The organism is Paenimyroides baculatum, assembly GCF_008629655.1.
GTDB lineage: Bacteria > Bacteroidota > Bacteroidia > Flavobacteriales > Flavobacteriaceae > Flavobacterium > Flavobacterium baculatum.
Window position 1 is genome coordinate 151,424 of the sequence record NZ_VWSG01000002.1, and the last position, 13,782, is coordinate 165,205.

The following is a 13,782-nucleotide window of genomic DNA, read 5'->3' on the forward strand; positions in this document are numbered from 1 at the left end:
AATTATTTTACCGATGAATTACGTTTCGCCTCTTCTGACTTTATTTTTGCCAACTCTGTTTTAGCCTCTGTAACAACATCTGCAAATTCCGTTGCATTTGAAATTACACTTTCTAAAATGTAAGTTGCCTGGTAACTGTCTTTTAACTGATAAAAGTTTTTAGCCAGTAAAACCAATCCTTTAGAATTGTAATACTTATAAGCGGCGTATTCTTTTACCAATTTTTCTACCGTTTTGTTAGAAGCATCGTATTTTTTATCGGCATTTTTAAAATAAGCATCATAATACAATGCTTCGGCTTTTAATTCGCCTGTTCCTATTGTATTTAACTGTTCGTACAGTTTGCGAGCAGTTGCTGTATCATTGTTTTTAATAGCAACGCGTGCGCTAATTGCTGTAGCATCGGCTTTAATACGTTTGTCAACTTTTGAATTTGCAGCTAAAATAGTGGCGTATTTTGCAGCAGTTGCTGTATCGCCTTCATCGTAAGCTGCTTTCATTAAGTTAGATTGCGCAAACAGTTTGTTGGTATCGTTACTTGCATCGGCTTCTAACTGCGTTAAAACGCGTTTTGCATTTGCCTTGTCTTTTTCGGTTAGATACATGTTAGACAAACGAACCAAACTTTGTTCGGTATATTCAGATTTTCCACGTTTAATTACGTTTTCGTAACTGCTTTTGGCATCATTTACATTATTTTTTGCGTAATTGATTTCGGCAATATTAAAGTGTGCCTTTGTTGCATGTAAACCGTTTGGATAATTTGCAATATAATCTTTCAGACTTTTTAAAGCGGCATCGTTATTATTTTGTGCCATTTGATTTTCTGCTGAAGTATAAACATCGTTTTCCAATTCAGCCGTAGAAATATCAACAAAATCCAAACCTTTTACCCAAGCAGCAAATTCGTTCGATCTGCCTGTATCCAAATACGCAATTCTAGCATTTTGAACAGCTTCAATAGCATCTTGAGATCCCGGATAATCGTTCACAACTTTCTTGAATCGTTCAATAGCTTTATCTTCATCATTCGCATTTATGTACACAACACCCTGACGCAGAATAGCTTTTGATGCCAAATTCGATTTAGGGTAATTCGTCAATAACTGATTGAATGTTTCAATTGCCTTGCTGGTTTGATTGCTGTTGGCGTACGTGCTTCCCAATTCGTAGTAAGCATCATCTACCAAACTTGATGATTTATAGTTTGATATAAATTTCTGTAATTCTTCTATTTTCGTCGGATTTTTATCGACAAATCCATACGCAACCGCCTTTTGAAAAGCTGCATAATCTTTGTAAGACGAATTGCTGTTTAATATGGAATTATACATTTCCATAGCCGGCCAATATTGTTTGGTAACAAAATAACCATCTGCCAAACGAAGCGTTGCATCGGTTTTCTTGGCGTCGTCTTTAACAACACTTAAATAGCTTTTAAAATGTGTATTTGCGTTGTTGTAATTCTTTAACTTATAAGCTGCGTAACCCAAATTGTACTCGGCACTTTTAAATTCAGGTGTATTTTGAGCTTGCGGCAATTGCTTAAACGTGGTAAATGTTTGGTATGCATCACTAAAACGGTTCAACGCATATTCGCTTTCGCCTCTCCAATATGTTGCACGCGCCACATATTTGTTATCCTGACGTTCGGCAATCGATTTATTAAACATTCCGTTTGCCAAACTGAATTTGCCTTCGTTAAAATATTCAACTCCGCGGTAAAAAGTCACTTTTTGATAAGCCGCTTTATTCAACGGCGTTCTGTTCGATTCTAAAACATCTAATGCTGCCTGATAATTTTTGGTCGATATATACGAATCGATCAATAAATCGTTCAATTCTGCCTTGTAAGGTGTTTCGGGATATTTCACCAAGAAATCGGTTATAACTTCGGGAACACTTTTGTACGGATTACCAATATCATAACTTAATTTGGCATAATTTGCAAAAGCATCTTCTTGAATCTTTGCAGAAAAATTCATTTCGGAAGCATTTTTAAAAGCATTCAATGCTTGAGTTTTCTGACCTAATTTCAGATAACTTTCTCCTAAATGATAATAAGCGTTTTGAGCAACCGCATCGTTTCCGCCAATAATTTTATTGAATTCTGAAACTGCTTGGTCGTAATCTTTCTGCTGGTAATAAGAATATCCCAACTGATAAAAATCTACGTTGCTTAATTTACCGTTTTTACCTTCGTAAGCCAATAAATACGGTAACGCTTTATCGTACTGTTTAAGGTTGAAATAACTTTCACCGATGATTTTAGATAATTCTGATTTTTCTGCTTCGGTTGATTTAGGCATTTGTGCCAAACCTTCTTCTACAGCTTTATCGAAATTACCGCTCTTGAACTGCATATCGGCTTTATAATACCCCATGCGTTCCTGATATTTCTCTACCGATTCTACATTTGCAAAATATTCGTTTGCTTGCGTATAATCATTATTTGCATAAGAAATGTATCCTAAATAATATTTTGCCTGATTGCCATACGTTCCGTCTAAATCTACTTTTTCAAGATAATTTTTAGCTTTATTGTTTTCCTTTTTGCTGAAATACGCGTATCCTTTTTGGAAATTGATACGGTCTTTATCAGCCGGACTTAAAATATCTTCGTTGATTTTTTCGGCATAACGCAATGCTTGGTCATAATCGCCTTGAGAAAAATAGAAATTACTTACATCGATATACGCTTGTGCCTGTTTGCTGCTTGTTGGATAATCGTAAATAAACTGACTGATCTTTTGTTCGGCTCCGGGCTGACCTAATCGAATAGCACAATTTGCACTGTAATACGCACTTTCTGCCTGAATTTCGTCGTCATTATTTTTGATTTTAGTTTTATCGAACAAAATCTGCGCTACCGCATACTGCTGTTCGTTGTAAAGATTTACGGCATCGTAAAATTCTTTATTTTCTTGAGTGTAATTGTATGATTGCTGTGCCTGTACAGATAAACCGCCCAACAAAAACGATAAATATAGAAAATGATTCGCTTTTCGCATTTCAACTATTTTTTTAAGTACCAAATATATTAAATTATCATAATATTATTGTAACGCTTTATATGATTATTAATTGTTTAAAGGGCTTATTTTATAAATTCTTTTCATAAACTAAAAAATCAGTTTAACTATAAAAATCAAAGAAGAATGAATTTTACATCTTTTTAACAAAAAAGCATTGTTAACATAATTTTATATTAAAGATTTACTTACATAGCTGGAGTTATTTTGCAGTAAACAAAATACAATAAAACAATGAGAAAAATTTATGTAGGTAAAATAGCTTTATTAGCACTAACCTCGTTATTAGTAACATCTTGTCAAGATGATATTTATCCTCCAAAAGAAGAAGAACAAAATCCTGAACCAGAAGCTCCGCAAACAGCAATTAATTTAGTAAATCATTCAAACATTCCTGCGTTGGTTTATGGAATGCAAGGGTTTGAAAATTTAGAAATTCTTACTCTAATTTCGTCATCGGATAAATTAGCAGAATCGCCAAATTTCGTTTTTGGTGCACAGCCAGATGGTGGTGGCTTTATGAAAAACCCAAATGGCGAAGGGTTTATTATGATTACCAACCACGAAATTTTACAATCTGTTTCACGTGTATATTTAGATAATAACTTTAAACCAGTTAAAGGTGAATATATTGTTGATGCCGTTGGTGGTATGACGCGCTTATGCTCTGCTACTTTAGTTGATCCAAAGGAACATGGTTTTGGTCCAGTATTTTTAACAGCTGGTGAATCGGGTGAAGAAAGTTTAGTACATGCTATTGATCCTTTAGGATCTTTTGCTGATCGTTCTAGAACTGATCGTGTTAAACCGGCTTTAGGTAGAGCAAGTATGGAAAATGCCGTGCCATTACCTACCGATGTTTCTGGAAGTGGAACTTATATTTTAATTGGGGAAGACCAAAGCTATGGTACAAGCCATCAAAGTGCAGGACAGCTTATTATGTATTATTCGCCAACACGTGGCGATTTAGATAATGGTAAGTTATATTCGTTAAAAAGAAAAGATAATACCCAAACCGAAGGTAGCATGACTAAAAACACAACTTACAATGTTGAGTTTGTTGAAATACCTAATGCTAAAAACTTAACCGGAGCTGAAATTAATGCAGCGAATATTGCTATTAATGCTTTGCGTTTTTCACGTGTTGAAGATGTTGATTACAGAAAAGGTAAAGGCAACGGTAACGAAATTTATTTTACAGCAACCGGGCAAGCAAGCGGTGGGCAACCTGTATCTGGCTATACTATGTGGGGACGTGTTTATAAATTAGTTTTGGATAAAAACAATATGTTTACCGGTAAGTTAGAAATTATTGCTGAAGGAGATTCTAACCCAGGAAACGATTTAATTAACCCGGATAACCTTTGTGTAACCGAAAATTATGTTTATATACAAGAAGACGGAGATTCTTACTATCCTGGTGCAAACCACGATTCATACATTTGGCAATACAGCATGGCTACAAAATCGTATAAACCTTGGCTAAATATGAAGCACAACCGTGGAAATGCAGAATGGTTTAATTTGTTCGATCAATCTGGCAACTTAAACAAGTTTGGTTCTTGGGAATATGGTGCTATGGTAGATGTGTCTGATTTAGTGGGAATTCCTGGTACATTTGCCGTGAATATTCATCCACACACTTGGCAGAAACCCGAATTTCAAAACGCCGATGGTTCTGGAACACAGAGTAATAAAGAAGGTGGACAAGTAGTTTTAATCAAAAATGTACAACGTTAATAAACAAACACTGGTAAAAAGCCAGTGTTTTCTTTATAAAATGAAAAAAATATTAGTACTTATACTTTTTCCTTTGTTGTTTTTGCAATGTAAAGAAAACAGCTACATAAGCAATCCTGCACAAAAAGTAAAACAACATGTTATTGTTAACTTACAAAACCTTTCTAAAGAACTGCAAATTTTTGAAAATCTTATTAATAAAAACGGTTCTGAAGCCGACTTACAAAGTCAATTTTTAAAATGTAGATTATTATTCAAAAATACTGAATGGGCTACGGAATATTATCTGCCAAAATCATCTAAATCATTAAATGGTCCGGCTTTAGATCAGTTAGATTTAGATGAAAATAAATTTTTAGATGCAGAAGGATTTCAAGTTTTAGAAGAATATTTGTATCCACAAACACAATTGAACGAAAAAACTGAAATAATAAAACAAATTCGCATCATTGACAATTTAATTCGCGCAGGAATTACCAATATCGAAGCTACAAATGTATCAAACGAACAAATTTTTGATGCTTTGCGTTTAGGTGTTTTTAAAATTACCACTTTAGGAATTACTGGTTTTGATACGCCTGTAAGTAATTTGTTGTTTCCCGAGTCGCAAGCGGCGCTTAAAGGTATAGAAGATGTTTTAAATTTATATACTAATTTTAAATCGTTCAATTCTTTTTCAAAATCAATGGAGCTATTAAAAACCGCGCAAACAAAAATTTCTAATAAAACTGATAAAAACAGCTTTGATTATTTAGGATATATTGTGACTTATTTAGATCCTATTGCTATACAACTACACCAATTACAGGTTGATGCCGACATACCTTTTGTAAAACGAATTAGCATGTTAAAGCCCGAAACTACTTCACTTTTTGCCGAAGATGCTTTTGATTTAAATGCTGTTTCTGCAGATGAAAACTTAAAATCGAACCCTGAAAAAATTGATTTAGGTAAGAAACTATTTTATGACACCAAGCTCTCTAAAAATAATATTCGCAGTTGTGCAAGTTGTCATAATCCTGAAAAAGCATTTACCGATGGTTTAAAAGTAGCTACTGATTTGGTTGGGAGTCCAATGTTTCGCAACACTCCTTCGTTAAATTATGCAGGTTTTTATCACGGGCAGTTTTGGGATATGCGTCAAGCAGATATTGAATCTTTAACAACCAATGTAATAGAAAATAAAGATGAAATGCACGGTAATATGGCAGATATTATTAAAATGGTTCAAACCAATACCGATTATGCCACAACTTTTAAAACCATTTTTAAAACCGATAAAATTGAAGGCTGGCAAGTACAAAACGCCTTGGCAAGTTATGTTAGATCGTTAAGTACATTTTCCTCGAAATTTGATGACTACATGCGTGGCAACAAAACAGCTTTAACTGACATAGAGAAAGAAGGTTTTAATGTTTTTGTTGGCAAAGCAAAATGTGCAACCTGTCATTTTTTACCTATTTTTAACGGAACCGTTCCACCGCGTTTTTCATCGTCTGAACAAGAAGGTTTAGGTGTACCTGCCGATGCTGCAGTTACAAAACTTGATACCGATTTTGGTAGATACATTTACAATCCCGATTTACAGCAGTTAAAAAACTCGTTTAAAACAGTTACAGTTCGCAACATAGAAAAAACGGCACCTTATATGCACAACGGTGTTTTTGCAACTTTGGAAGAAGTAGTTATTTTTTACAATAAAGGTGGTGGCTTAGGTTTTGGTTTACCGGTTGATAGCCAAACCTTACCCGAAGATGTTTTAGACTTAACCGAACACGAACAAAAAGCACTCATTGCTTTTATGAAAACCTTAAATGATAAATAAAATAAAACCTTGCCAGTTTTAATCTTTGGCAAGGTTTTATTTTAAATTGAACTTTTTATAATACGAATTATTTTCTTGACTGTACTTTTTTAGCTTTTTGAATAATCGATTTAGCGTTTAAACCGTATTTTTCCATTAAAGCTTCTGGTGTTCCCGATTCTCCGAAAACATCGTTTACTGCTACAAATTCTTGCGGAGCCGGTTTGTTTAATGCTAATACACCCGAAATGCTTTCGCCTAAACCACCTAAATAATTATGCTCTTCGGCAGTTACGATACAACCCGTTTTACCAACCGATTTTAAAATGGTTTCTTCGTCTAACGGTTTAATGGTGTGTACGTTGATCACCTCAGCAGAAATTCCTTCTTTTTCTAATTCTTCGGCAGCTTGTAACGCTTCCCAAACTAAATGACCTGTTGCTACAATGGTAACATCTGTTCCTTCTGATAAAACCACTGCTTTACCAATTTCAAACGGAAGATCTTCCGGAATAAAATTAGGTACTACAGGGCGACCAAAACGTAAATAAACAGGTCCTTCGTGATCTGCAATGGCTAATGTAGCGGCTTTTGTTTGGTTGTAATCGCAGGTATTGATTACGGTTACACCTGGCAACATTTTCATTAAGCCGATGTCTTCTAAAATCTGATGCGTTGCACCGTCTTCACCTAAAGTTAATCCGGCATGCGATGCACAAATTTTTACATTTTTCTCTGAATAGGCAACCGACTGACGAATTTGATCGTACACGCGACCTGTTGAAAAGTTGGCAAATGTACCTGTAAAAGGAATTTTTCCACCAATAGTCATTCCGGCAGCCAAACCAATCATGTTAGCTTCGGCAATTCCTACCTGAAAAAAACGTTCCGGATGATTCTTTTTAAAATCGTCCATTTTTAATGATCCAATTAAATCGGCACACAACGCTACAACGTTTTCGTTCTTCTGACCTAATTCTGTTAATCCTGCTCCGAAACCAGAGCGTGTATCTTTACTACCTAAGTTTATGTATTTTTTCATTAATCTAAATTCTTTATAAATTCTAAAAGTAATTTTTGATCTTTTTGTGATAATGAACTTCTTAATTTTTCTATTTCCAAATAGCTTTTTCGCATGCTGTTTATCGTTTCAAAATAACCTACGTTTCCGCCGTTATTATAAAGGTATAAATCGCAAATTTGTCCGGTTAAATTGTGAACGTGCGTACTTAAACTTTTATTTTGGAAGTTTGGAATTTTACTTTTTAAATTATCACAATAATCTGGTGCGTATTCTTTAATTTTTTCGTTGTCTTTTACATCGATATCATAAGCTAAAACAATTTCATCGATTGTTTCATTCATATAATCAGACTGATATTTTGTGTAATAATCGTAGTCTTCTGCGTAAGTTGCCGTATCAGCAACTGCATAAGCTTCAGCTACATCTGTTGCAGCATAATCTACCGCTTGGTTAGGAACAAAACTCTTTATTTTTTCGTTTTGTGCTTTATAGAACTTGTCTAATTCTTTCTTTTGATCTGCAGTAATCATTTTTGCAGATTTTAAGTTTTTTACCAACGATTTAGATTCCTTTTTGTAAAACGACACAATTTGATCGCGACCTACTGCATCTTCGCCTCCACCATATTCTTTTGTATTGTATAAAGCGGTTGTGGTTACCGAATAAATTGGCGAAATGTATGTGTACAAGCTGTAATCTTGCAATTCGCTGCCATCGTAATTATACGTGTATAGTGGATCGCTGTAAATATTGCTGTAATCGCCGTAAGCTGCATCAATTGCTACTGCTGCCGAATCTACTGCATAATCTGTGTAAGATTCTGCTTCTGCGCTGTTTTGGTATTCTTCAATATCTGCTGAAAGTTTATCACTGTCGATATCTAACTTTAAACTTACATTTTGGCTTGATTTATAAACCAGTTTGTAAGAATTTTCGCTGTTATATTCTACCGATACAATTAATCCTTTTAATTTAGAATCCGGAAAAATAGATTCTGCATTATTGATCTTATTACTTTCATCGATACAAAAACAATAATCGTAACTTTCTTTGTTGTTGATATCTCTTAAAATAGCATAATACTGACAGTTTGTTCCGCCAATTGTTCCTTTACGGTCTAATTTTGTAACTGACTGCCCTTCGTTCAAAATTTTAAAAGCACCATACGCTGTATAGTTTACACTTTTTGAAATTCCACTAACAGTTAAAGGAATCATCCAGTTTTTAGAAACAAAATAATTAGATTCGCTACCACCGTAACTTGCTGTAGCTGTATCGTTATAATAGAAAGACAACAAACTTTCTTTATTGTTTTTATCTAAATAATGATCGTAATTGATGTTTGAGTAATCTTCGATGCTGTCAGGTGAATCTGACGATTCGATTTTATAACTCAATTTTTTGGTAAATTCTACCGATTTATTGTTTTGTGCAAAACCTGCAAATGCGGTTAAACTTACTGCCAAACAAACAATTTTTTTCATAGGGTTTCTCTCTTTTTCTATTAATAATCTTCTAAAATAACAATGTTTTGGTTTAAAGCACTTTCTAACTGATCGTTGTTTGGTGCTTTACCATGCCAAGCATGTGTATTCATCATAAAATCTACACCGTTGCCCATTTCGGTGTGTAATAATATCATTACCGGTTTTTTGTTGCCGGTTTTTTGTTTTGCTTCTTGTAAACCATTGATTACAGCATCTAAATCGTTACCTTTTTCAATGTTTAAAACATCCCATCCAAAAGCTTCAAATTTAGCCTGTAAACTTCCCATGTTTAAAACCTCATCGGTAGTACCATCGATCTGTTTACCGTTTAAATCAACAGTAGCTATAAGATTATCGATTTTATTGGCAGCAGCGTACATTAATGCTTCCCAGTTTTGACCTTCCTGCAATTCACCATCGCCCATAAGTACATAAACCAGATTAGCATCGTTATTTAATTTTTTTGCCTGCGCTGCACCAATTCCTACAGATAAACCTTGCCCTAATGAACCTGATGCCATGCGGATTCCCGGTAAATGACTGTGAGTTGTTGGGTGACCTTGTAAACGAGAATCGATTTTTCTGAAAGTAGCCAATTCGCTTACAGGAAAATAACCGCTGCGAGCCAAAACGCTGTAGAAAACCGGAGAGATATGTCCGTTTGATAAAAAGAAGATATCCTCGTCTTTTCCATCCATATCAAAGCCTTCTTTTCTGTTCATAATAACTTGATACAATGCAACGAAATATTCTGCACAGCCTAAAGATCCGCCCGGATGACCAGAATTTACGGCATGTACCATACGTAAAACATCTCTTCTAACTTGTGTTACCAAGTCTTGTAATTGTTGTGTGTTAGGTTTCATTTATAAATACATAAAATTTACTGTACACAAAGATAGTTTTTTTAAAAGATTGCACACACAAACTTAATGTTTTTGTTTATTAACAAATTACATTGATATTAGTACCTTTGCAAAATGGAAAGTTTAAAATTATACTGGAAAAACTATATTAGCGCTTACCAAGGTTTATCGCAGGCTACATGGCTGTTGGCGCTTGTTATGTTTATCAACCAAAGTGGTTCTATGGTACTGCCTTTTTTAGGAGTTTACATGACCACGGTTTTAGATTTTTCTTTAAAAAATGCCGGTATTGTTTTAAGTACTTTTGGTGTTGGATCTATTTTAGGATCGCTTGTTGGCGGTTGGCTTACAGATAAATTCGGATCGTTTAAAATACAGGTTAGCAGCTTGTTTTTAAGTATTCCTTTTTATTTGATACTGCCTTTCTTTAAAAGTTTTGAAACACTTTGTTTATCGATCTTTTTCTTGAGTTTTATTAAGGAATTGTTTCGCCCGGCAAACAGTGCATCGGTATCTTATTACGCTAAACCCGAAAATATTACCCGAGCTTTTTCATTGAACCGAATGGCATTGAATCTGGGCTATTCTATTGGTCCGGCAATTGGTGGATTTTTAGCAGCGGTTTCGTACAACTTTTTGTTTTACACCAATGCAGTAATGTCGTTTTTGGCAGGAACGCTTTTTATCATCTATTTTAAAAACAGAAAAGGCAATACGCCCGAAAAAGTAATTGCCGATAAGGCAGAGCAAATCATTAAAACAAAATCAGCCTACGCCGATCGTAAATTTATATTCTTTAGCATATTCATTGCCATTTATGCTTTTTGTTTTTTTCAGATATTAAACACACTGCCCCTATTCTATAAAAATGTAGCATTGATGGACGAAAAAGAAGTCGGTTTATTAATGGCATTCAACGGAATTGTCGTTTTTATTTTAGAAATGGCACTAGTACATTATGCCGAGAAAAAATTCACACTAACCGCTAATATGATTATTGGAAGTTTGTTTTGCGGTGCTGCCTTTTTAGTATTACTGCCATCGCATTTAATCGTGGTTTTATATCTTTCGATCTTCTTAATATCTATTTCCGAAATATTAATCATGCCGTTTGCATCAACTGTAGCTGTTAACAGATCAGGACCAACCAATCGCGGATCGTACATGGGTTTAAACGGAATGTCATTTTCGCTGGCTTTTGTAACATCGCCTTTAATTGGAACATTTATCGCTCAAAATTATGGGTTTACCAACCTGTGGATTTTTAACTGCGTTATGATTTTAGTTGCAACCGTTGGGTTTTATTTTGTAATGAAAAAAATGTAGTGTATGACTGTTTTTAGAACCGAAAATTTAAGCATTGGCTATAAAGATAAAACGTTGTTTAGCAACTTGAATTTCGAGATTAAAACCGGAATTCTTACATCGTTATTGGGAAGCAACGGAATTGGAAAATCGACTTTATTAAAAACGCTTTCGGGTTTGTTGGATAAAAAATCGGGTGCTGTTTTTATTGATGATAAAAATATTGATGCTTTTTCTATTGCCGAATTTGCAAAACAGGTTAGTGTGGTGCTTACGCATGAAAACGTGAATAAAGATCTTACGGTTTATGAATTGGTTAAATTAGGCAGACAACCTTACACGAATTGGTTAGATAAATTAACTGAAGCCGATGAAAATCTGATAAATGCTACATTAGTAGATTGTGAAATAAGCAGTTTAAAAGACAGGAAATTATCACAGTTAAGCGACGGACAGTTACAGCGTACCTTTATTGCGCGTGCCGTTGTGCAAGATACTCCGTTTATATTTTTAGACGAGCCTTCTACCCATTTAGATTTGTATCATAAGGTAAAACTTTTTAAACTGCTTAAAAAACTGTGCACGGTTAACAACAAATGTATTTTATTTTCTACCCACGATTTAGATTTGGCGTTACAGTTAAGCGATGAAATTATGTTGCTGAAAGATGATAAATTTTATCACAATACCACAAACAACCTAATTAACAATGGTGTTTTTGATCGCTTTTTTGACACAGATGATATTGTGTTTGATAAAGAAAGAAAGCAGTTTTTGATACTGTAAATTTGCCACAGATGCACAGATATTTACAAGATATATCTTATGTCATTCTGAAAGAAACGAAGTGGAATGAAGAATCTTTACTTTAAAAAAGAGATTCCTCCTTCGTCGTAATGAAAAAATGCAATAAAATCACAAACTACTATTATGCTTTTTATTTAAAGAAACATTCTGCATTGTCCACTTTAAACTTTCTTGAAACGGATGTTTTCTCACAGGACAATCAGTTTTACTGCAGATGTGGCACGAGTATTCTTTGCAGGCATCTAAATGCACAAAAAGTTCAATTCGATCGCCAAAATGATTCTTTACGGCATCTTCCAACGCATCAACTTCTTTATGACCTTCTTCGATATTAAAATACCAAGGCACCGTCATGTGACAATCAAAATGTAGCGTACTTCCGTATTTTATGATTCTTAAATTATGCAGATCAATCCAGTTTTCGCGACGTTCTTCACTCAAATAATCAACCACTTCTTTTAACAGTAATTCATCGGTTTCATCCATAATTCCCGAAATCGATTCGCGCACAATCTTGTATCCTGTATAAATAATAAATCCTGCAAAAATTAAAGCAGTAACACTATCAATCCAAGAAATTTCGGTAAAATACAGAATAATCAATCCAATGATGATTCCAATGGTAGAATAAGTATCAGTTTGTAAATGTTTACCACTTGCAATTAACGCCAATGAATTGTTCTTTTTACCTTTTTTAATGGCATAATAACCTAAAACATAATTTATTACGGCAGTTAACGATACCAAAATCAACCCTAAATCGAGTTTTTCAATTGTTTTGGGATTTTGAAGTTCGCCAATAGCTTCGTAAATAATAACAACTCCGGCAATAGTTATCAATGCACCTTCAATAGAAGCCGAAATAAACTCTACCTTTCCATGACCATACGGATGATTATGATCTTTTGGCAGCGACGATAAATACAGGCTGTACAAACCAATTAAACCGGCAATTACGTTAATGGTACTTTCTAAAGCATCGGTTAAAATGGCTACAGAATTGGTTTGATACCACGCATACAACTTCACTAAAAACAGAATGATACCGACTATTGCAATAATCCGTTGGAATTTAAAGTTTTCGTTTGCTTGTGTATTCATTATTTCAGTTAGTCTGCATCAAATTTAATAAATATAACTTGTTATATTTATTAATATTATTACAATTCAATTTTTACAACTTCGCCAACACTCATTCCTTTTAACTTCCAATCGCCAATACGAATGCGGATTAATCGTAAAGTAGGGAAACCAATGGCAGCTGTCATTTTACGAACTTGTCGGAATTTTCCTTGTGTCAATGTAATAGTCAACCAACTTGTAGGTCCGTGTCTATCGCTGCGAATACGGTAACCTTCGCCCACATAATCAGGTTTATCAATAATTGCTGCGAAACATTCTTTGGTGGTTAACCGTTCGCCCTTTACCCCTATTTCGACTCCGTTTTTCAATTTTTCGATTGCTTCATTAGTAATAATTCCATCAACTTGAACAACGTATTGCTTTTCGTAATGTGCACTGCGAATATCTTCACTGATTTTACCATCAGTAGTAAGCATGAGTAAACCTTCGGAATTTTCATCTAACCTACCAATTGCCATTGTTCCTTCGGGAAAATTGTACAATTCGCCGAGTTTTTTCTTGTTTCGCTTTTTTTCATAAACAAACTGCGAAATATAACCCGCGGGTTTGTACAACAGAAAATGCTGGTGCATGA

10 protein-coding genes are annotated in these 13,782 nt (G+C 34.5%); 4 read left to right on the top strand and 6 right to left on the bottom strand.

Going from position 1 to position 13,782, the window contains the following annotated elements; translation table 11 throughout:
* Window positions 1–2: 2 nt before the first annotated feature.
* The gene (locus tag F0460_RS03250; RefSeq protein WP_150010218.1) at window positions 3–3,011 is read right to left on the bottom strand and encodes a tetratricopeptide repeat protein; all 3,009 of its coding nucleotides are present in this window, start codon (window positions 3,009–3,011) and stop codon (window positions 3–5) included.
* A 255-nt stretch (window positions 3,012–3,266) separates the two neighbouring features.
* Here F0460_RS03250 and F0460_RS03255 point away from each other — a divergent pair, with 255 nt between their 5' ends.
* Window positions 3,267–4,772, top strand: coding sequence for a PhoX family protein (locus tag F0460_RS03255; protein WP_150010220.1), 1,506 nt, complete (start codon window positions 3,267–3,269; stop codon window positions 4,770–4,772).
* 40 nt (window positions 4,773–4,812) lie between these two features.
* Window positions 4,813–6,597 carry a cytochrome-c peroxidase gene (locus F0460_RS03260; protein ID WP_190304076.1) on the top strand — a complete coding sequence of 595 codons (1,785 nt, stop codon included), beginning with the start codon at window positions 4,813–4,815 and terminating at the stop codon, window positions 6,595–6,597.
* Window positions 6,598–6,664: 67 nt separating this feature from the next.
* On the opposite strand, the gene F0460_RS03265 is transcribed toward F0460_RS03260, so the two are convergent.
* The 3 genes from F0460_RS03265 to F0460_RS03275 are packed head-to-tail and all read right to left on the bottom strand — an operon-like array spanning window position 6,665 to window position 9,953.
* Window positions 6,665–7,618 (bottom strand): transketolase family protein, encoded by a 954-nt coding sequence (locus F0460_RS03265; protein ID WP_150010224.1) that lies wholly within the window; start codon window positions 7,616–7,618, stop codon window positions 6,665–6,667.
* On the bottom strand, window positions 7,618–9,084 hold the full coding sequence (locus F0460_RS03270; RefSeq protein ID WP_150010226.1) for a hypothetical protein: 1,467 nt from the start codon (window positions 9,082–9,084) through the stop codon (window positions 7,618–7,620). The genes F0460_RS03265 and F0460_RS03270 overlap by 1 nt, the downstream gene beginning before the upstream one ends.
* Before the next feature lie 20 nt (window positions 9,085–9,104).
* A complete protein-coding gene (locus F0460_RS03275) occupies window positions 9,105–9,953 on the bottom strand; it encodes a transketolase (protein WP_150010228.1) in 849 nt (282 codons plus the stop codon).
* A gap of 114 nt (window positions 9,954–10,067) precedes the next feature.
* Here F0460_RS03275 and F0460_RS03280 point away from each other — a divergent pair, with 114 nt between their 5' ends.
* Together F0460_RS03280 and F0460_RS03285 are read left to right on the top strand one after the other, a co-directional pair.
* Complete coding sequence (locus tag F0460_RS03280; RefSeq protein ID WP_150010230.1) at window positions 10,068–11,279, top strand: MFS transporter; 1,212 nt, start codon at window positions 10,068–10,070, stop codon at window positions 11,277–11,279.
* A gap of 3 nt (window positions 11,280–11,282) precedes the next feature.
* Entirely contained in the window at window positions 11,283–12,044 is a 762-nt protein-coding gene (locus F0460_RS03285; RefSeq protein WP_150010232.1) for an ABC transporter ATP-binding protein, read from the top strand.
* A gap of 129 nt (window positions 12,045–12,173) precedes the next feature.
* Here the strand turns inward: F0460_RS03285 and F0460_RS03290 are convergent, their stop codons facing one another.
* Window positions 12,174–13,166 carry a cation diffusion facilitator family transporter gene (locus F0460_RS03290; RefSeq protein WP_150010234.1) on the bottom strand — a complete coding sequence of 331 codons (993 nt, stop codon included), beginning with the start codon at window positions 13,164–13,166 and terminating at the stop codon, window positions 12,174–12,176.
* A gap of 59 nt (window positions 13,167–13,225) precedes the next feature.
* On the bottom strand, window positions 13,226–13,780 hold the full coding sequence (locus F0460_RS03295) for a pseudouridine synthase (protein WP_150010236.1): 555 nt from the start codon (window positions 13,778–13,780) through the stop codon (window positions 13,226–13,228).
* Window positions 13,781–13,782: the final 2 nt, after the last annotated feature.